Origin of the sequence: Alteripontixanthobacter maritimus (assembly GCF_003340475.1) — a bacterium.
GTDB lineage: Bacteria > Pseudomonadota > Alphaproteobacteria > Sphingomonadales > Sphingomonadaceae > Alteripontixanthobacter > Alteripontixanthobacter maritimus.
On the sequence record NZ_QBKA01000002.1, the window covers coordinates 1,704,069 to 1,723,923 of the forward strand.

Annotated in this window: 19 protein-coding genes and 2 tRNA genes; 13 read left to right on the forward strand and 8 right to left on the reverse strand. The window is 59.3% G+C overall.

Going from position 1 to position 19,855, the window contains the following annotated elements:
* Window positions 1-182 precede the first annotated feature (182 nt).
* Window positions 183-258: transfer RNA gene (locus tag HME9302_RS08445), tRNA-Thr, on the reverse strand.
* Between the two features lie 63 nt (window positions 259-321).
* Window positions 322-395 (reverse strand) — tRNA-Cys (locus HME9302_RS08450).
* 155 nt (window positions 396-550) lie between these two features.
* Here HME9302_RS08450 and HME9302_RS08455 point away from each other — a divergent pair.
* A complete protein-coding gene (locus tag HME9302_RS08455; RefSeq protein WP_115366654.1) occupies window positions 551-1,342 on the forward strand; it encodes a thioesterase family protein in 792 nt (263 codons plus the stop codon).
* A 33-nt stretch (window positions 1,343-1,375) separates the two neighbouring features.
* Here the strand turns inward: HME9302_RS08455 and HME9302_RS08460 are convergent, their stop codons facing one another.
* The 3 genes from HME9302_RS08460 to HME9302_RS08470 form a co-directional block, all read right to left on the reverse strand.
* The gene (locus HME9302_RS08460; RefSeq protein WP_115366655.1) at window positions 1,376-2,185 is read right to left on the reverse strand and encodes a crotonase/enoyl-CoA hydratase family protein; all 810 of its coding nucleotides are present in this window, start codon (window positions 2,183-2,185) and stop codon (window positions 1,376-1,378) included.
* Window positions 2,182-2,703, reverse strand: coding sequence for a winged helix-turn-helix domain-containing protein (locus tag HME9302_RS08465; RefSeq protein WP_230079935.1), 522 nt, complete (start codon window positions 2,701-2,703; stop codon window positions 2,182-2,184). Before HME9302_RS08465 ends, HME9302_RS08460 begins: the two co-directional genes overlap by 4 nt.
* Window positions 2,704-2,876: 173 nt before the next feature.
* Window positions 2,877-4,076: an LL-diaminopimelate aminotransferase gene (locus HME9302_RS08470; RefSeq protein ID WP_115366656.1), complete on the reverse strand. Its 1,200-nt coding sequence runs from the start codon at window positions 4,074-4,076 to the stop codon at window positions 2,877-2,879.
* A gap of 238 nt (window positions 4,077-4,314) precedes the next feature.
* Here HME9302_RS08470 and HME9302_RS08475 point away from each other — a divergent pair, with 238 nt between their 5' ends.
* The 6 genes from HME9302_RS08475 to HME9302_RS08500 all read left to right on the forward strand — a co-directional run bounded on the left by HME9302_RS08475 (window position 4,315) and on the right by HME9302_RS08500 (window position 10,769).
* On the forward strand, window positions 4,315-6,189 hold the full coding sequence (locus HME9302_RS08475) for a PHA/PHB synthase family protein (RefSeq protein ID WP_407641336.1): 1,875 nt from the start codon (window positions 4,315-4,317) through the stop codon (window positions 6,187-6,189).
* Between the two features lie 128 nt (window positions 6,190-6,317).
* A complete protein-coding gene (locus HME9302_RS08480; RefSeq protein WP_181815718.1) occupies window positions 6,318-7,025 on the forward strand; it encodes a phasin family protein in 708 nt (235 codons plus the stop codon).
* 259 nt (window positions 7,026-7,284) lie between these two features.
* Entirely contained in the window at window positions 7,285-7,692 is a 408-nt protein-coding gene (gene clpS / locus HME9302_RS08485; protein WP_230079936.1) for an ATP-dependent Clp protease adapter ClpS, read from the forward strand.
* A gap of 126 nt (window positions 7,693-7,818) precedes the next feature.
* Window positions 7,819-9,147 carry an LptF/LptG family permease gene (locus HME9302_RS08490; RefSeq protein WP_115366658.1) on the forward strand — a complete coding sequence of 443 codons (1,329 nt, stop codon included), beginning with the start codon at window positions 7,819-7,821 and terminating at the stop codon, window positions 9,145-9,147.
* Between the two features lie 6 nt (window positions 9,148-9,153).
* Entirely contained in the window at window positions 9,154-10,251 is a 1,098-nt protein-coding gene (lptG, locus tag HME9302_RS08495; protein WP_115366659.1) for an LPS export ABC transporter permease LptG, read from the forward strand.
* Entirely contained in the window at window positions 10,248-10,769 is a 522-nt protein-coding gene (locus HME9302_RS08500) for a GNAT family N-acetyltransferase (RefSeq protein WP_115366660.1), read from the forward strand. Before lptG ends, HME9302_RS08500 begins: the two co-directional genes overlap by 4 nt.
* Before the next feature lie 8 nt (window positions 10,770-10,777).
* Here HME9302_RS08500 and HME9302_RS08505 read toward each other — a convergent pair whose 3' ends face one another.
* The gene (locus tag HME9302_RS08505) at window positions 10,778-11,911 is read right to left on the reverse strand and encodes a fatty acid desaturase family protein (protein ID WP_115366661.1); all 1,134 of its coding nucleotides are present in this window, start codon (window positions 11,909-11,911) and stop codon (window positions 10,778-10,780) included.
* Between the two features lie 165 nt (window positions 11,912-12,076).
* Here HME9302_RS08505 and HME9302_RS08510 point away from each other — a divergent pair, with 165 nt between their 5' ends.
* The 3 genes from HME9302_RS08510 to HME9302_RS08520 all read left to right on the forward strand — a co-directional run bounded on the left by HME9302_RS08510 (window position 12,077) and on the right by HME9302_RS08520 (window position 15,035).
* Entirely contained in the window at window positions 12,077-13,258 is a 1,182-nt protein-coding gene (locus HME9302_RS08510) for an N-acetyltransferase (RefSeq protein WP_115366662.1), read from the forward strand.
* A 144-nt stretch (window positions 13,259-13,402) separates the two neighbouring features.
* The gene (locus HME9302_RS08515) at window positions 13,403-13,837 is read left to right on the forward strand and encodes a response regulator (RefSeq protein WP_230079937.1); all 435 of its coding nucleotides are present in this window, start codon (window positions 13,403-13,405) and stop codon (window positions 13,835-13,837) included.
* Window positions 13,838-14,237: 400 nt separating this feature from the next.
* Window positions 14,238-15,035: a response regulator gene (locus HME9302_RS08520; RefSeq protein WP_115367606.1), complete on the forward strand. Its 798-nt coding sequence runs from the start codon at window positions 14,238-14,240 to the stop codon at window positions 15,033-15,035.
* 119 nt (window positions 15,036-15,154) lie between these two features.
* Here the strand turns inward: HME9302_RS08520 and HME9302_RS08525 are convergent, their stop codons facing one another.
* Complete coding sequence (locus tag HME9302_RS08525) at window positions 15,155-16,837, reverse strand: CHASE domain-containing protein (protein ID WP_230079938.1); 1,683 nt, start codon at window positions 16,835-16,837, stop codon at window positions 15,155-15,157.
* Between the two features lie 220 nt (window positions 16,838-17,057).
* On the opposite strand from HME9302_RS08525, the gene HME9302_RS13295 reads away from it, so the two are divergent.
* The 3 genes from HME9302_RS13295 (at window position 17,058) to HME9302_RS08535 (ending at window position 19,139) form a co-directional block, all read left to right on the forward strand.
* Entirely contained in the window at window positions 17,058-17,174 is a 117-nt protein-coding gene (locus HME9302_RS13295) for a NepR family anti-sigma factor (protein WP_230079939.1), read from the forward strand.
* A gap of 2 nt (window positions 17,175-17,176) precedes the next feature.
* Window positions 17,177-17,788, forward strand: a complete 612-nt coding sequence (locus HME9302_RS08530) for a sigma-70 family RNA polymerase sigma factor (protein WP_115366664.1) — start codon at window positions 17,177-17,179, stop codon at window positions 17,786-17,788.
* 115 nt (window positions 17,789-17,903) lie between these two features.
* Complete coding sequence (locus HME9302_RS08535; protein ID WP_115366665.1) at window positions 17,904-19,139, forward strand: AI-2E family transporter; 1,236 nt, start codon at window positions 17,904-17,906, stop codon at window positions 19,137-19,139.
* Between the two features lie 89 nt (window positions 19,140-19,228).
* Here HME9302_RS08535 and HME9302_RS08540 read toward each other — a convergent pair whose 3' ends face one another.
* Window positions 19,229-19,843 carry a superoxide dismutase gene (locus HME9302_RS08540; RefSeq protein WP_115366666.1) on the reverse strand — a complete coding sequence of 205 codons (615 nt, stop codon included), beginning with the start codon at window positions 19,841-19,843 and terminating at the stop codon, window positions 19,229-19,231.
* Window positions 19,844-19,855: the final 12 nt, after the last annotated feature.

Genomic DNA, 19,855 nt, shown 5'->3' on the forward strand with positions numbered 1-19,855 from the left:
CCCTGAATTTATTTTCCGGCAATAGTTACTGAAGCGATCCGTAATCCAATGATCTCGGCAAGGTTTGACGTGCGCAAAACTTACAGATGATTCGCAGTCGGGCATGCCTAAGGCTGGGCATTCCAGCTATACCCCGTCGCTGGACGGAACTTGGCTCCCATACGACCGCGCTGACAAGGCAATGGTGCCGCTTAGAGGATTCGAACCTCTGACCCCATCATTACGAATGATGTGCTCTACCAACTGAGCTAAAGCGGCACAGGCACCTCTCCGGCCGGCGGCAGATGCGGCGATCGCGTATGGTTGCGCGACCGCGGAAAATGGAGGCCCGAGCCGGAATCGAACCGGCGTGCAAGGATTTGCAGTCCTCTGCGTAACCACTCCGCCATCGGGCCACTCGCACCTGTAACCGCATGGCGGCAATCGGCGCGAAGCGGCCCTCTAGCGGCTCCTGTCCCGGCATGCAATCGGCTATCGGCGAGGAGCGATATTTTGCCCGAGCTGGAAATCGGGCTGGCAAGCTGCAGCTTCGCGGGTAAGGAGCGGAGCCATGGCTATTGCAGAATTACTCGAACCTGTCGGCCGCACGGCCGGGTCCTTCACTCTCCCCAAAGCGGCGGAATGGATGCAGGGGCGCACCATGTATGGCGGCGCATCGGCGCTGATTGCTTACACCGCGACCATGCGCGCTTTCCCGGACTTGCCACCGATGCAGGCGGCACAAATCGGGTTCGTGGCGCCGGTTGGCGATACGGTGGAAGTGCATACAGAAATGCTGCGCGAAGGGCGCAACGTCACCCAACTCCAGACGCAAATCATCGGCGAGAAGGGTCCTGCACTGATTGCCACTTTCCTTTTTGGCGGAGAGCGGGAGGCCAACGCCTTGCATACACCGCCCCGGCCGGAATGGTGGCCCGACGGGCCGGACAAGTTCAAACCCTTGCAGCACGACAAGGCGCCGGCCTTCATCCAGCATAATTTCGAAGTCCGCCGCGCGCAGGAAGAACGTGGCCCCATGAACGGGAGCGGCACGCCGACGGTCCGCCGCTGGTGCCGCCTAAAAGATACAGAAGGTCTGGATGCGATGTCCGAACTGCTGCTGATGGGGGATGTCCTGCCGCCGGCAGCCTTTCGCGTGATGCAACGCATGGGGCCGGTCAGTTCGATCAACTGGGCGCTGAACGTGCTGAATAACGGGCCGCGCGACCCAGGCGGCTGGTGGCTGGCGGAGAACGCGACCGACCATGCAGACAAGGGGTATTCCAGCGAGCGGCAAAGGTTGTTCGATGCAAAAGGCACGCAAGTGCTGGCTGGACTGCAGAGCGTGGCCGTATTCGGGTAGGTACGGTCGGTCCGGCGCGAACCACTCGGCAGCTTATTCCGGATCGACGAAATTCGCAGGCCGTTTCTGCATCTGGCTCATCACTGCTTCCATCTGGTTGGGTGTGCGCATGATCGCCTGTTGTTCCACGCTTTCAGCCATCAGCATCTCGGTGCCGGTCTTGTCATACATAGCGTTGGAAAGGCGCTTGGCGGCCTGAATTGCGTTCGGGTTCCGCTGCGCGATGGTGGCGGCAATGGCACGGGCACGTTCAAGGGGATCGGGATCGACGTAGGTCGCGAGGCCGAGCGTTTGTGCCTCCTCCCCGGAAAATTCGCGGTTGGTATAGACCAGTTCGCGCAAGACATCGTCGCGCACCATTCCGCGCCATAACTGATAGCCGCCCATATCGGGCACCAATCCCCATTTCATTTCCATGATTGCCATCCGGGCATCCGGCGCGGCGATGCGGATGTCGGCCCCACTCGCGATTTGCATGCCGCCTCCAAAACATACGCCGTGAAGCACGGCGATCACCGGCGCCGGCAGCTTGCGCCACGCAGTAGCGACCTGCTGGAACAGGTTGGAATCGCCATAAGTCCGTTCCGTCAGCGGCGCGCGATCCGGATCGGCAGGTGCGCCGAAGTTCGAGGTATCGAGCCCGGCGCAAAAGGACCGCCCTTCTCCCGACAGCACCACCGCGCGGACATTCTTCGCCTGATGCAATGCTGCCGCAGCGCCGATTATCGCGTCGAACATGGCCGGATCCAGTGCATTCATCTTGTCGGGCCGCGTAAGCCGCACATCGGCCACGCCTTCATCAGACAAGATAATTGATACACGGTCATTCTGAGGGAAGGTCATTCGCAAACTCTTTCGTTGTGCTGGGCAACACCCTGCCCGGGACCGGTGCTGCCGGATTTGCTATGGTGCCCGTCCTGACCTGCGCGACCTTCGCTGTCCAGCCATCCGCTGTAACCGCCGAACCAGGGTGCGCTTTGCGCCGCCAGCCGGTAACCACCTTCGCGCCCCGTTTCGATAAGCCAGTCGAGGCCGGAGACGTTCAGTTTTCTCCGCAATCTGGCGATGTGCACCGCCACCCGGTTTGTTTCGGGATCGTGGCGTAAACGCCATACGTCGCGCAACAAATTACCCCGCGTTACGAAGCAGAACGGCGTCTCCGCCAGCCGCCACAGCACTGCAAATTCACGGGGATGCAGTCCCAACCATCGTTCGGCAGAACGCGCGTCGCGGTGGAACAGGTCCAGTAGCAGCGGCCCGGCGAGGTAACGCCGCGGCAGCATCGCGGGTAAGCGCGCCCGCTCGCTTTCGTCTTCCGCACGACCAAGCGCCGCCGGATGCCCATCACCCTTCTTCTGCATTATCGTCAAAGCAGTCCCAAGGGTTGATTCGCATTGCCCAAGCCATAGCGTCTTTATTGCGCGCATCAGCAAGGTCCATACGTGTTGATGCCATATTCGGTCCGGTGACGGCGGTCTCGAATTACCGGGGCGCTTGATAGCCCCTTCGGATACGCCGCGCCGGGTGACGCGGGTCAGGCTGCTTTCGTGTCGATGCCCAGCGTAGCGAACCAGCGCTTCACATTGCGGGCAGCCTGCCGCAGGCGTTGTTCGTTTTCCACCATGGCGATGCGGACGAAACCTTCCCCTTCTTCCCCGTAACCAACGCCCGGCGCGACGGCGACCTTGGCTTCCGTCAGCAGGCGTTTGGAGAATTCCAGGCTTCCCATATCGGCCAAGGCCGGCGGCAGAGGTGCCCAGGCGAACATGGAGGCCTTGGGCGAAGGGATGCGCCAGCCCGCACGGCCGAATGCCTCTACCATCACGTCACGGCGTTTCTGATAAAGCGCGCGGTTGCTCTCGACGATATCCTGCGGACCATTCAGCGCGGCGCAAGCGGCGGCCTGGATGGGAGTGAACGCCCCGTAATCGAGGTAGGATTTCACCCGTGTCATGGCTGCGATCATGCGCTTGTTGCCTACGGCGAAGCCCATCCGCCATCCGGCCATGGAATAGGTTTTGGACATGGAGGTAAACTCCACCGCCACATCCTTTGCGCCCAGCACCTGCATGATCGAGGGGGTCGGATTGCCGTCGAAATAAAGTTCGGAATACGCAAGGTCGGACAGGATCATAACCTTGTTCTCCTTGGCCCACACCACCAACCGTTCGTAAAAGGCCAGATCGACCACTTCGGCGGTCGGATTTCCGGGATAGTTCACCACCAACACGCTGGGTCGCGGCACGGTGAAGGCCATCGCATTGTCGAGCGCCCGCCAATAATCCTCATCCGGCGTGGTGGGTACGGCGCGGATGGTGGCGCCGGCAATGATAAAACCGAAAGTGTGGATCGGGTAGGACGGGTTGGGCGCCAGCACCACATCGCCCGGCGCTGTGATCGCGTTGGCGAGGCTGGCGAGCCCTTCCTTGGACCCCATCGTCACCACCACCTCGGTTTCGGGATCGAGTTCGACACCGAACCGGCGACCGTAATAATCCGCCTGGGCCTTGCGTAAGCCGGGTATGCCCTTGGATTGCGAATAACCGTGCGCCGATGGTTTCAATGCCACTTCAACCAGCTTGTCGATCACATGTTGCGGCGGCGGCTGATCGGGATTGCCCATGCCGAGATCGATGATGTCCTCACCTGCAGCGCGCGCCGCCTGCCGCATTCCGTTAACCTCCGCAATCACGTAAGGTGGCAGGCGCTTCATGCGGTAGAATTCTGTGTCCATGGTATCATCCGCTGCGTCAGGTTCGGGCCGTGTTAGTGCCGGTTTGACGCAAACTGTCCCGCCGCGCAATCATGGCGGATGCATCGACGGCAAAATGAATGCTATATTGCGCGGTGCATACGCGATACCGTTGCGAAGTATTGCGAACCTTTTATCCGGAGCATCCATGACCGACAGCCGCGACCAGGACGGGCAGCAGGAAAATCAGTTCGATCAGAGCGCGCAGATTGCCGCCATGATGGAAACGCAGGCGCAATGGATGAGGCAGTTGATGAACGGCGGAATGTTCGGTGCCATGATGCCGGGCGCTGCCGGCACCCTCCCCGGCGTGGACGCGATGCAGGAATTTGCCGCGAACGCAGCCAGGCTGCAAGCCATGTGGACGCCCGGTGGTACCGGGGCGAGCGACAGTTCGGGCGAAGACCTAAGCGACGCGGCTGCTGCCGATCCTGCGCATTCGGCAGCAGCCGCAGCCGCGTTGGCCGATCCATCCAAATGGCTTGCCATGATGGAAGGCTGGACGAAATCCGTACCCTTCGCCGACCCTGCGGTGCAGCAATCCATTTGGAGCGATGCAGCGCAGCTATGGCAGTCGGTCCTCGGCGGCAACGAGCAAGGCGCGTCGAGCAAGCTCCCGCGCAAAGACCGGCGGTTTGCCGACCCGCGCTGGAGCAGCAACCCGATATTCGCCCTGATCCACCAGACCTATTTGCTGATGAACGAACGTCTGACACAGATGGCAGGCGACCTCGACCATTTGCCGCCGGAAAAACGCGAACAGGTCCGCTTTGCCACCAATACCATGCTGGAAGCGCTGAGCCCCGCGAACTTCGCCGCGACCAATCCCGTCGTGCTTGAACGCACGGTTGAAACCCGGGGTGCCAATTTGGTCAAGGGCATGGAGCACATGATGGCCGACCTAAAGGAAGGCAAGCTGACCCATGTCGACCGCGACGCTTTCACCGTAGGCGAAAACATTGCCGTGACGCCGGGCAAGGTGGTGCATGAAACGCCGCTATACCAGCTCATCCAGTATAGCCCCGTCACGCCCGACGTGCTGGCAACGCCGCTGGTAATCTTCCCGCCATGGATCAACCGTTTCTACATCCTCGATCTCAATCCCCAAAAGAGCTTCATCCGCTGGGCTGTGGAGCAAGGACTGACCGTGTTCGTCGTCAGCTGGAAATCAGCCGATACATCGATGAAGGATGTGGTGTGGGATGACTATATCCGCGCCGAAATAGGGGCCATCGACCATATTCGCTCACGGCTTAAAGTGCCCAGCGTGCATACCATCGGCTATTGCGTTGCAGGTACCACGCTGGCCGCCGCGCTTGCGATCCTGGCACGGCGCGGCGAGGCTGAAAAAGTCGCCAGCGCCACCTTCTTTACCGCCCAGGTGGACTTCGAGGATGCAGGCGAATTGTTGCACTTCGTCGACGACAACCAGATCCAGCTGATCGAGGGGATGGCCAAGGATGGCTATATCGACGGGCGGGTGATGGCGGCCACGTTCAACATGCTGCGCGGTACGGACCTTATCTGGAACTATGTCGTCAACAATTACCTGTTGGGCGAGGACTATCCGGCTTTCGACCTGCTGCACTGGAATGGCGATGTCACCAACCTGCCGGCAAAATGGCACAGCCAATATCTGCGCGACCTATACAAGGACAACAAGCTCGTCACGCCAGACGCGCTACAGGCCGACGGTACGCCGATCGATCTTACGCAGGTAGAAACGCCGTCGTACATCCAGGCGGGCAAGGAAGATCACATTGCGCCAGCCACCAGCGTTTGGCGGATCATGGACCATTTCCAAGGGCCGATGCGCTTCGTGCTTGCCGGTTCAGGACATATTGCCGGCGTGGTTAATCCACCCGCTGCCGGAAAGTACCAGTACTGGATCAACGAAGAACCCGAGGTCACATCGCTCGACCAATTCCGGGAAGGCGCGGTGGAACATCCCGGTAGCTGGTGGCCGGACTGGATCGAATGGTTGCATAGCCACGGTACCCAGACGGTGCCGGCGAAGGGCAAGCGCGCGCCCGGGATGTTGAAGTCAGACCAATGTATCGAGGATGCGCCGGGACGATACGTCAAAAGCCGGTAGGGACCGACGCGCTCTGCCCGCGGTGACACTCAGTTCATCGCGTTTATTGTGCAGTGCACAAAAATCTCCTTGTGTTCGCACTTGCAATGCTTATTGTGCAGTGCAGCAAAGACCGCAAGGAAATGACAATGGCTGATACCGCCGCAATGAACAGCGACACTACGAAAACCGCAGCACCTGTTGCGGACGTGCCTAGCAAGGCGTCCGGTACGGTTGCCCCGGCAGCAAAGGTTGAAGCGAAAGCCGCGCCTGAGAAGGCAGCGGCGAAGAAGCCTGTTAAAAAGACTGCCGCTAAGAAAGCTGCGCGGAAGGCATCCACCTCCAAGACTGCCAAGCGCAAGCCCGTGACCAAGAAATTGGGCGAGCAGCTGAACAAACCCCTCAAGATTAAGATCAAGGACAAGAAAATGGCTACCAAGACCGCTAACAAGACCAACGAAATGACCGCCGACCTGCAGGGCCGCGCTCGCGCTGCCTATGACAAGGGTACCGAAGTCGCTTCCGAAATGGGCACTATCACCAAGGGTAATGTCGAAGCCGTCGTCGAAGCAGGCAAGATCCTCGCTTCCGGCGTGCAGGACATGACCCGCACCAACTTCGCTGCCGCCAAGGATGCCTCCAAGGTCGTGGTCGAAGACATGAAGAAGGTCGCCGCCGTTAAATCGCCAACCGAACTGATGCAGCTGCAGAGCGAAATCCTGCGCCGTAACTTCGACGCGATGGTCGCCTTCGGTTCGAAGAACACCGAAACCGTTACCAAGGTTACCAACGAAGCCTTCGCACCGATCAGCAGCCGCTACAGCGAACTGAGCGAGCGTTTCTCGAAGGCTGCCTAATCTTTATTGGAAAACGATTGTCCGGTTGCCCTTCCATCGCAGAAGGATGGCGGCCAGGAAACACAGCGGGCCGGATGGTATTGAGCCATCCGGGCCGTTTGTGTTTTGGGGCCCAGCTTTCACGACCTCTGATTCGGGATATGGCAACATCGGAAACACCAGCGCCTGGCGGCGATCTGCCGCTCCGCAAAGCTCGCATTGTCGCACACGCTCGCTGCGACCTTGCGCTTCGCCACCGCGTCACGATATTGCCACGGTAATGAGCATGATTCCAACAACACCTCGACGGCCCAACCACGATCAGAGCCGCCCACCCGCAACGCCCCCCGCTCGCGCTGCGGGGAAGGACGATGTGGATGATGCCGATGGCGATAGCGAGATAGGTGTTGCCACCAAAACCAAAGCGCGGCCAAAAAAACCGAGCATGTACAAGGTGCTGCTGCTGAACGACGATTACACGCCGATGGAATTCGTCGTGATGGTGCTGAAACGCTATTTCAAAATGGATCTGGAACAGGCCACCCGCGTCATGTTGCATGTCCATCAACGCGGCGTCGGGGTGTGCGGCGTATTTCCCTATGAAGTGGCTGAGACCAAGGTTTCCGAAGTGGTAAACTTCGCACGCGAGAACGAGCATCCGCTGCAATGCACGCTTGAAAAGGCCTGACGCCCTGTCACACTCTGCCGCTGGCTGGTCTGCGTCTGCCGCAATGCATCATGGGGCATGACCGCACGGCAATAAGCCGCTAGGGCTGCAGCAATCGCCCGTCCGGACAAAGCGCAGCACCCTTCCTTGGCCAAACTGTTCCCCGCCCTCGACCGTTATATCCTCCGGCTCGTCATCGTGCCGATGGTAAGCGTGTTCGCGATTGCGGCATCGCTGCTGCTGCTCGACAAGATGCTGCGCCTATTCGAATTCGTTTCCACCGAAGGCGGACCTGTGGGTGTCGTGTTCAAGATGCTCGCGGCGCTGATCCCCGAATATACCAGCCTCGCAATCCCGCTCGGCCTGTTGCTCGGCATCCTGCTGGCCTTCCGCAAGCTGGCGACATCCAGCGAGCTGGACGTGATGCGCGGCGTCGGTCTGAGTTACGGCCGCCTGTTGCGCGTACCGTACATGCTCACGGCCGTATTGCTGGCGGTAAACGTCGCTCTGGTGTTCTATGTCCAGCCCGTAAGCCGTTATTATTACGAACAATTGCAGTATGAATTACGGTCGGGCGCTCTGGGCGCAAGCATCAAGGTAGGCGAGTTTACCACGCTGGCCGACCGCATGGCTCTCCGCATCGAAGAAAGCGAAAATGACGGGCGCACGTTAAAGGGTATCTTCGCGCGCGTTTCCAACACCAAGGGCGACGTACTTAGCATTTCCGCACGCGAGGGGTCTTTCCTTGCCACGACCGACAGCCCCGATACCATCATCCTGCGCCTGACGGACGGTGCGATCGTGCAGGACATGGGCGGCGGCGATCCCGATACGAACAAGACCCCGCGGGTACTGAGTTTTTCCCGCCACGATTTGCCGATCGACCTGCCACGGATCGAACAGTTCCGCGCACGCGGCGATGCGGAGCGGGAGTATATCCTGCCCGAATTGCTGCGCATCGGGTGGAGCGAGGATGCCACCGGGCTGGAGCGCGATGCCAGCCAGGCCAGTTTCAACTTCCGCATGGTGGAAGTGGTCATGATGCTGCTGATGCCGCTGCTGGCGCTGGCACTGGCGATCCCGCCCAAACGATCGAGCAGCGCGCTGGGCGTGTTCGTGTCCATCGTGATGGTGGTCGCCTACCACAAGGTGAACCAGTACGGTGAGGATGTCGCCTCGCTTGGCCGGGTGGACCCGATCCTGGCGCTATGGGGGCCGTTCGTGGTCTTCGCTGCCATCATCGGGTGGATGTACTGGCAGGTCGCCCATGTCCCCGGCGGCCAGGCTATCGGGGGCCTCGAATCCGCCTTTGCCAAGATCATGCGCGGGATACGCAAACTGTTCAAATGGCGCAGCCGCGATATTGCACCGCTGCACGACGACAGCATCGATGCTGTCGCGACCGATGTGGACGGCAATCCATTGGCCGTCGACCCACACGAGCCACCACCATTGCATCCGGACGGGAAAGACTAGCCAGCCATGCAGCTCGACTTCTTTCCTTCGCGCAGGCTGACCATCTATCTGGCCAAGCTGTTCGTTGTGCGCATCTTCGCCGTGCTGGTCATGCTGGTGCTGGTGCTGATGGCGCTCGATCTGCTCAGCACCAGCGGCACCATCCTCGCCACGCCGGGCAACGGTCAGGGCGAATTGCTGACCTATGCCGGCCTGCGTGTGCCGCAGCTTGTCGCCCGGTTTCTGCCCTATTCAGTGCTGCTCGCGACACTGATTACGCTAGTGACGCTTAACCAGAACAGCGAGGTTATCGCGATGAAGGCCGCTGGGCTTTCGGCGCACCAGGTCCTCGCGCCGCTATTGCTGACCGCGCTCGTAACTAGCGGATTGAGCTTTGCATTCAACGAGGTCGTAGTGACACGCTCTACCGCAACGCTGAAAGCTTGGGAGGCGAACGAATACGGCGCCATCCCTACCGATTCCGGCGTGCGAGCGAATGCCTACTTCACCGATGGTACAAATATTCTGTCGGCCGCGACCGTCAGCGGTCGGGGTGAAGCTATCTCGATGACCGGAGTCACCTGGTACGCCCGGGACAGTGCAGGCCGGATCGTGGACCAGCTGCGCGCGCCGAGCGCCACTTACGCGGGACCCGGTTGGCGGCTGCTCGACCCGGTGCGGTTCAATGTGGAAACGACAAAGGCCGACCGGATGGACGAGATCGTGGTTGGCGATGCGCTGACGCTGGAGCAGGTAGAGCTCGGCCGGATCGATCCTGACACCCAATCCTTCTGGCAGTTGCGCGACGATATCGACCGGTATGACCGCGTCGGGCGGCGCACTGCGGAACTGGAGGCCAAGTGGTGGCACAAGCTGTCCGGTCCCCTCGCCGCTTTCCTTATGCCGTTATTGGGTGCGATTGCCGCTTTCGGACTTGCCAGATCGGGTCAGTTGTTCGTGCGAGCGGTCATCGGCATGGCGCTTGGATTTGCCTATTTCGTAGTCGACAACGCGGCTCTCGCTATGGGAAGTTTTGGCGGCTATCCGCCTTTTCTGGCCGCATGGGCACCCTTCTTCCTGTTCGCATTGATCGGTGAGACGGTGTTGATCCGCACCGAAGAATGAGCGCGGACTGGCGTATCCGGCTCGCCCGGCCTGACGATGCGCAGGCGTTTCATGACGTAGAGGCGGATGCGGGCGGATTGCTGGAACAACACCCGTCATTGGCGCAGATTACTCTCCCCTCCCCGCGTTCCAGCCAGGAATACGCGGCCATGATCGACAAGGGGCACTCGCTGGCTGCCGTATCGGAAGATGCCGTTATCGGCTTTGTAGCGACCCGGCCGTTTGGCCGCGAACTGCACATTCACGAACTGAGCGTGAGGCGCAGCTTCCAGCGGCGCGGCATAGGCGCGACGCTGCTTGGCGCGCTTGCTATCGATGCCCATAATGCAGGCTTCGCTGCGCTCACCCTGAATACGTTCCGCGATATTCCATGGAACGCGCCGTTCTATGCACGACAAGGCTTCGAGATTATCGGTGACATCGAGGCACACCCCCGACTTGCACACGCGCTGGAAAAGGCAGTTGCCGCGAGATTACCACGCGAAAATCGCTGCGCGATGATCCGTTTCCTGGGATAGAAGGAGGCTTAGCGCGCCCGCATTGTGCTGGCAGCAATACGCCGCAATAACGTCACCATGCCGGGGTGGTTCGAACCGGCATAGGTCGACATGTCACCGAATTCCGCCGCAAGTCGCCGATGCGCTTCGGGCAGCGCGTGATATGGCATGGAAGGCATCAGATGATGCAGCGCATGATAGCGCAGCCCCACAGGCGCCCAGATCTCGGCAATCGGGCCCGGCGGCGGTACGTTTACGGAATCTAGGAACTGCGCAGTCACAGTCATCGCCTCGCCCTCATTCTCCCAAAGATGCGCCACCAGCGTGCGCAACTGATTAAGCACTGCCGTGACGGAGAACACCGCCAACGCCACCAGCAGCGGTCGCCAGCCGATTGCCAGCGGACTGAGAGCCAGCGCAATTGCCCAGAGCGAACCAAACGCTTCCTGCCAGATCACGCGCGTCTTGAGATCGGTGTCTGCCGGACGGCGCCGGAAATCCGGGTTGATCGACAGCGCCGAAAACCGGGTCCAGACCAGATTGCGGACGGCAGGGATCAGTGCGCCGAGCGGTACCAGCACTGCAAACCGGATTATCAAAGCGACCGGGGCAAGCAACGCGATGCCAACAAACAGCGGCAGGCTCCACCACTTCATCAAGGCTAACGGCAGATATTCGGGATCTTCCGGAGTTCCATAGCGCGTGCGCTGATGGTGCAACGTGTGCACGCCTTCGTACATGAAGGACGGCGTCAGCATCGGTATGCCGACCAGCAGGTTCCAGCCAAACCGGAAGCCAGGCAGCGCATCGCGGTGGATATGCGACAATTCGTGAATGAACAGCAGCGCACGATAGAGCGACAGGCTCGCCACGACACCAAAGCCCAACGCTGCCCAGATATTGGACGAGAGGATCGCGCCGGCAAGAGCGGCATAGCCCAATAGCGCCGATATCAGCATATCACCCCAGAACACTGCCGGGCGGGCTGTCCCCAGATCTTTGGTAAGGTCGCGAGCGGCGCGCAACATCGCCTTGTCGTCTGCGATACGGCCCTTGCTATCTAGCGCGGGCGAAAAAGCACTGGGACCGGTGTCTTGTGGTTCTGTATGACCGAGGTCGGGCCCGTCACTGTAAGGGGGCACAAAGGCGTCTTGATAGGTCATTCTCGGCTTCACTGTGCATTGCGGCATAGCGCATTAACATGGGCTGCAAAAGAGCGTGAACAAGCGCCAGCCCGGCGCGCTGCTTGACATGCGTGTCATGAAAGACACAGAGCGCTCCCCGTCCCCAGCAAGCAATTTTGCGCCCGACCGTCCCGGAGAACTTTAATGGTTGGCCCCACCTCCCCGTCCAGCGAATCCATAACCATCGCCGCACTGGATGCAGCCGACAGGAAAGACCGTGCGCGCTTCGTCGATCTGGGCCGCCGGTTCGCCGCCACGATACCGAACTATGTACCCCAGTTGCGCGGCGAGCAGCTGGAACTGCTGGACCCGTCGCGCAATCCGTTCTTCGCACATGCCCGCGTCCAGTTGTTTGTTGCTGTTTGCGAAGGACGCGATGTGGGCCGCATTACTGCGCATATCGACGAGCTGGCCTTACAGGTGCCGCGCGAACAGGGCTTCGGACCGGGCACCGGCATGTTCGGCTATTTCGATGCTGAAACGCAGGATGTTGCAGACTTACTGCTGGAAACTGCAGCCGACTGGCTGCGTGCGCAAGAGATGGAACGGATGCTCGGTCCGATCTCGCTTTCCATTTGGGAGGAACCGGGGTTGCTGGTCCAGGGACAGGAACATGCGCCAATGCTAATGATGGGTCACCATCCTGCCCATTATCGCGACTGGGTGGAGAAAGCCGGGCTCGTCAAAATCAAAAGCCTGCGCACGTATAATCTTAATATCACCAAACCTTGGGCACCGGTCGTGCAGCGGATCGTGAAGTCCGGCCATCGCAACGACCGCATCGTGATGCGGCGCGTATCGAAATCCGACTGGCCCAACGAAGTACGGATCGTGCTTAATATCCTCAACGATGCATGGTCGGGAAATTGGGGCTTCGTTCCGTTTACCGATGCCGAAATCGATTATGCGGCCAAGAAGATGAAACCGATCATCTTTTCCGAGCTCAACCGCATCGTCGAACTGGATGGGGAGCCCATCGCCTTCATGATGGTGCTGCCAGATATCAACGACATGCTGGCCAAGATCGGCGGGCGGTTGTTTCCGTTCGGTTGGATACGGCTGCTGCGCTGGTTACGAAAACCGCGCGATTGCGGCGTTCGCGTGCCCCTCATGGGCGTGCTGCGCGAACATCATGCCTCGCGTCTCGCCAGCCAGGTTGCTTTCATGATGATCGACGATATTCGCACCAGCGCCGTGGAGGAGTTCGGCTCGACCCGCGGGGAAATCGGTTGGATTCTCGATGATAACAAGGGGATGATTGCGATCGCCGATATGTTGGAAACCAAGCTCAATCGCGATTATTGGATTTTCGAAAAAGCCCTTTAGCACCAGCGCCGCAACATTGTTGCGCTGGTGCAACGGCTGCGCAAATTCCGTTTTACGTGAGGCTGGCGCGGGAACAATATGAAGCGCTGCCACGTAATCGCTACAGCGCAACCTTCCTGGTTGGCGCCTCACGGATGTTCATCGATGTCGAGCCGATCTGCCGAAACGCAAACCAGTGCCCTATCGATGAAATGTGTCGTTGTGGTTGAGGATGACGCCATTCTGGCAATGTCGCTGGAACAGGCACTGACAGATGCCGGAGTCGAGCAAGTGATCGTCAGCAGCACGACCGACGATGCGATCAAGGTACTGCGCTCCCATAGACCCGAAGCCTTAGTACTGGATGTCCATCTTGCGGACCGCGATGATGGCTGGGCCATTGCCGAGCTGGTGCAGAACCTGGGACCGCGTCGTCCTCGTGTGGTATTCTCTACCGGCGCACCCGATGATATACCGCCCGACATCGCCGAACTGGGACCAGTGCTGACCAAACCCTACGATTCGGCGGATCTGATCGAAGCGCTCTCGCAGCCTGCAAAGAAGGGCCTGCTTGCGCGGCTCAAGGGACGCCTGCGTTAACACCTCAGCCAGCGGCTCATCTCATGCCAAACCAGTTATGCATTTTGGTAAAACGTTGCACAGTTGACAAAACCACCAACGAAGAAGGGCCTCCGCACTAGCTGTGTGCGAAGGCCCTTCGGGATCGTGTCACTGCCGCTTGGACGGGAGGGGGGGTCTCGGCGGTGACAATAGGATAATGCACGGCTGAAAAAGCGGTTCCGGTTCGACACGAAAAAAGTTTAAGGCGTCATCCGATCGAACGATTGCCACACCGGTGGACCGCTGCAATCCGCCAATTCGGACCTTGGAAAAGGTTGCTTCGAACTTGCTGGTTTCCGTCGCAAGCAAACTAGGCCATATCATAGGAACAAACCTGTTCGGCGGACGTTTTTTGCGCGCACCTCAGGGAAGGGAATATATGTCTTTAAGTGATCAGGTTGCCACCAATTTGCCCTATCTGCGCCGCTATGCCCGCGCTTTGACCGGCTCGCAGGCGACCGGCGATGCGTTTGTCCGCACGACTTTGGAAGCGGCATTGGCCGATGAAGACCTTAAATCGGAACTGGGCGAAGGCCGCGTGCCGTTATACCGGGCATTCAACAAGGTCTGGTCGAGCGCCTATCTGGAAGTTTCGGAGCCGGAAGATACCGTTACCGGCGTCCACGAAGGTGCGGCCAACGACCGGCTGAAATCGATAACTCCGCTGAACCGGCAGGCCTTGTTGCTCACTACGCTGGAAGACTTCTCGATTGCCGAGACCGCGCAGATCATGGATCTGGATGAGGGTTCGATAGAGCAAATGGTGCAGGAAGCGGTTGCCGATATCGATCGGGAATCCTCCACCAGCGTTCTCATTATCGAGGATGAGCCGCTGATCTCGATGCAGCTGGAAGACCTCGTACGTTCGCTTGGTCACGAAATTTGCGGCACCGCGGCAACGCGAACACAAGCTCAGGAGGTTGTGGCCGAAAACACGCCGGGTCTGGTGCTTGCCGACATCCAGCTTGCTGACGGCTCGTCCGGACTTGATGCGGTCGATGACATCCTGGCCATCGACAGTGTTCCGGTAATCTTCATTACCGCTTATCCCGAACGGCTGCTGACAGGCGATCGTCCCGAACCGACCTATCTGGTCACCAAGCCGTTCCAGGAATCGACCGTTCGCACTGCCATCAGTCAAGCGCTGTTCTTTGGATCGAGCCGTCCGCTCGGGTAAAAATATCATGCGATAGAAAACTAAAGGGCGGCCTGCGACGGCCGCCCTTTTTCGTTCTCGGTCAAGAATCTTCTACCCCACCGGCGTCAGGCCGTAGCAGGCTTAAGCTTGTGCCACTCTTACTTGACTGCTCGCATGGCGAAATCGCTTGGCTTGCGGACGGGTACGAGCAGCACACACCGTACACCGCTGGCATCGAAATCGAGCGTGACGGGGTGCTTCAATTCGTGGGCCACGATTTTCTCGATCAGATCGGTTCCGAAACCTCGCTTGCGATCCTGCGGTACCGCCGGGCCGCCCTCCTCGATCCATTCTACACGGGCCAGCCGGTCATGTTCGAGCGACCATTTGACAGACACTTTCGCGCCAGGCTGACTGAGCGCGCCGAACTTCGCCGCGTTCGTTGCCAGTTCGTGTAATGCCAGGCCAAGGGACAGCGCATCGTTCGGCGCCAGTTCCACAGCTGGTCCGTCGAGCACGACCTCGTTATCCGCGCTCCTCGCATAAGGCGCGATTTCTGCTTCGACCACGCTACGGATGGGGGTCGTGCCCCATTCGGACTGGGTCAACAGGTCATGGGTGGCTGACAGCGCCCGGATGCGGCCATCGATACCAGTCGCAAAATCATCCAGATTGGTAGCCCTGCGGCGGGTCAGCGAGACGATCGACAACACGTTCGCCAAGGTGTTCTTCACACGATGATTGAGTTCACGGGTCAGCGAATTGCGAATGGAATTCTGTTCTTCGAGCCAGTCGAGCGAAGCCCGATCTTCGAGTGCCTGCTGGGTCAGCAAGCGGGCCACTACCATCAACAGGCTGGCGATCAACAGGCCGAACAACAGGGTCAGCATCGACAAGTTAGAAAGGAAAGAGTTTCGCGATGACGTCACTTTCAAGGTCATCGCATGATTGGCAATCAGCACATCCTCCGTCACCGAGGATACGTCGTTATTATTACCGGCCGTATTCGCATCAACCCTAGTCTCCGGGATGGTCTGCGCGACCAAATTGGATTCAGCTACCGGACCATTGTACAATCGCACCACCCGGCTGGTCAGCGACTGCATTTCCAATGCAGATTCGAGAAAGTCCTGGGTGTTGAACGGACTGTAGATAAAACCTTTCAGCCGCCGTTCCGCGCTGAGGGAATCGAACACCGGCATATAAATTAGAAAACCGGCGTCTGTGCCGGTTCCTTCCTGCACCAGGATAATCCTGCCGCTGGCAGTGGGCCGGGCGTTTTTGACAGCCTCGTCCATAGCGGCCCGCCGGATGGGTTCGGAATACATGTCGAACCCCAGCGCCCGCCTGTTCCTTTCCGTATCAGGCTGCAAGAAGGTAACTGGCACCACGAGTTCTGCGGATGACGAGGGGACCGGCTCCACTCGCATTCGACCGGGCGTCTCCTCTTGTACAGATGCTTCGAATTCGGCCACTTCCTCGGGCCTTATCGCAACAGCCCAGCCGAAACCTTCGGCACTGCGATAGTCGCTATCGAACCGCAATTCGCTGATAAAGCGGCGGAACACCGTGGCATTCACTTCTCCGGCGGTACCGAACAGTGCTGCACCCGCGCGAAGATAGGCGGAACTGGCGTTGCCGCGCCGTTCCAGCGCGCCAACCACACCACGGGCAAGTTCCCGCAATTCAGCTTGCTCGCGCTCCCGCTCACCGCGCTCAATTGCGAAAATACTAACCGCCGTAATTGCAGCTATCGCCAGAAAAATAGCCAATGGGACGAAACGCGGATACAGCACCAGCCAACGACGCGACTGTCTGATGTCATCGGCTGCGGAATTCAACGGTTCACCTCAAGGTATTGTCCTGCGCCTTTGCAGGTAAATTCAATAAGCTTCCTTGGCCGGAACAAAAATACCGAGGCATCGTTCCCATTGCGCAGACACTACGCTAGTACAGCGCTGCGCACATGACGCCTTTCAACACGGATGGTACCTGCACTTTATGACTGCTCACTCGGAAAATCGCGGATCTGGATGTTCGCCGAATGATGCTGATAGGGATGTGAAGGCCGAAAATCCGAACTGGGCATCCGGACTGCGGCAGCTGTACGATTCCGTGGTCGACGAACCGCTTCCGGACAGCTTCAAGGACTTGTTGGCGAAGCTGGACCAGAAGTAGATATGGCTGAATCTAAGCGAACGGCTGCGCAGAAGGTCGATTTCAAGCGCGAGCTTACCGAAGTGGCGCCGCACCTCCGTGCGTTTGCGCGCGGCCTTTGCGGTCGGCCGGATATGGCCGACGATCTTGTTCAGGAAACCATGCTGAAAGCGTGGGCGGCGCAGGAACGGTTCGAACCGGGCACATCCATGCGCGCGTGGACCTTTGTCATCCTCCGCAATGCCTATCTCACCGATATGCGCCGGAACCGCTTTCGCGGCGAATATGACGAGAATGTTGCGGAACGCATTCTGACTGCGCCTGCCGGGCAGGAAGAACCAATCCACCTGTCCGACATGCATCGCGCCCTGCTCACCTTGCCGCCTGAGCGGCGCGAGGCCCTCCTGCTGGTTGGCGCTGGCGGGTTCTCCTATGAAGAGGCGGCAAATATTTGCGGTTGCGCCGTCGGCACGATCAAGAGCCGTGTTGGCCGGGCGCGTGCCGCGATCAGTTCCATGTTGAGCGATGGTGATATCCCAAGGCGCGCGATCGGTGACGACGCTGCCCATCGTGCGATCCTGGAAGAGCTGGACGAGGTTGCGGCCGGCAATGGTGAAAGCGAACCTACCCGCTGAGCGTGTTATTGCCTCGCCCGCTATTGTATGGCGAGCGTGACGTCTGGTTTGATAGTAACGCCCGTTGCTGCATCATTGCGGCGCGAACGGCTTTCTGGCAGCTATCGCGGCGACTATGACCGATGCGCCTGCAACTCCAACGCAAACCGATCCATCTGCCACTGGCGGCGGTATCGGCGCGGACGAAGCCAGCCTCGCAGGCTTTGAGGGTCCGTCACCACGTGCCAGCCGCCGGCTGGCCTTCGCCCAACAGGAACTGCGCCTTATTTCAGCGCTGGTGCTTCTGCTGGGATTGGGACTGTTCCTCGCCCTGCCCTTCGTGCTGTCGATCGGGTCGGTCGTGTTCCTGCCGGTCACGGTCGCGGTTATTCTCACCATTGTTTTGTCCCCGTTGGCTGACAGGCTAGCGGGACTTGGCCTGCCCAACGTGCTTTCGTCGCTGTCGGCTATCTTGCTGTTCTTTGCGCTCTTGATGCTGTCGCTAACGCTTATCCTGCAACCGGCTGCGGCGTTGTTCGACAGACTGCCGGATATGGTCAAGCTCGTGGGATCACGCTTTGCCGAACTGCGCGATCAATTTGGCTGGCTTGCCAAGATGAATGAGGAACTGGCAGAGGTAATGGGCGGATCCGGTACCAAGGTGGTGCTGGCGGGACCATCCGTCCTCCAGACGCTCGCCCTTGAAACGCCCAGTGTGATTTTGGGCGTCCTGATCACGTTCCTGATGGCGTTTTTCATGATCGAAGCGCGTGTACGGATGCGCCGGCATCTGTTGTTCGACCGCGCCAGTTTCGGTAGTTCGATCAAGGCGGCACGTGTGCTGCGCGAAGTACAAGATCGGGTCGCAGCGTATATTCTCACAGTGGCGTTCATCAATGCAGGGGTGGGAGTTGTGACAGGTCTGGGAGCGTGGGCCATCGGGCTGGAGGCGCCGGTCATGTGGGGCGGCCTGGCCATGATGCTGAACTTCGTGCCCTATATCGGACCGCTCGCGATGGTCGCCCTGCTCGGGCTGTTCGGGATCGGTACCAGTGAGACACTAATCTGGGGCTTCGTTCCGGCTGCACTGTATCTAGGCCTGCATACGGTAGAAGCCAACGTCATCACACCGTCGATCCTGGGCGCGCGATTTACCATGAATCCGGTTATGATCCTTATCGCCTTTTCCTATTTTTCATGGATATGGGGAGTTTTCGGCGCGCTTCTATCGGTCCCGATCTTGCTGATGCTGACGGCTTTTTTCGATCATGTCGGACGCCCGAACCTTGTAGGTTTCATCTTCGGCGAGCCGTTATTCGCCAACAACATCCTCGCAGTCGGTGGGACGCCGGAGGAACCTGCGAGCACTTAACCGCACATCAACTTTCGCAAATCCGGACATAAAAAGGCCCGCACCGGACAATCCGGAACGGGCCTTTCTAATTTAATGCTCTGCGAAGCTTACGAAGCGTAGCTCCACGTGGTGCCGCGCGCCAGATTGTCGCTGGCGAAGCCCCAGTTCAGCTTATTCTCGGTGACCGCCTTCAGATAGGCGGGGCGTTTGTTCTGGTGATCAAGGTAATACGCATGTTCCCATAGATCGATTACGAGAAGCGGGTTTATGCCGTTCTTATCAGCGAGGGTATCACCATCATGGGTTTCCTCGATCGAGAGCTTGCCGCCCTTTTCCACCAACCAAACCCAACCGCTGGCGAAATGGCCGGCACCGCGGTCCTGCAGTTTGGAAGTAAGATCATCGACCGAACCGAAGCTGTCATCGATCATGCTCTTCAGCTCGTCCGACGGGCTTTTGCTGTCGCCGGTCATGGAGTGCCAGTAGAAACCATGGTTCCAGCTTTGCGCCGCGTTGTTGAACAGACCTTGGTCGCTGCCACGTGCGGCCCCGATGATGTCTTCCAACGACTTGTCGGAATGGTCGGTTCCTTCGATCGCCTTGTTGGTCTTGTCGATATAGGCCTGGTGATGCTTGCCGTGGTGGTACGACAGCGTCTCGGCAGAAACGGCGGGCGAAAGCGCGTCGTCGGAATAGGGCAGCGGGGTTACGTTGAAAGCCATGGGACGTCCTTG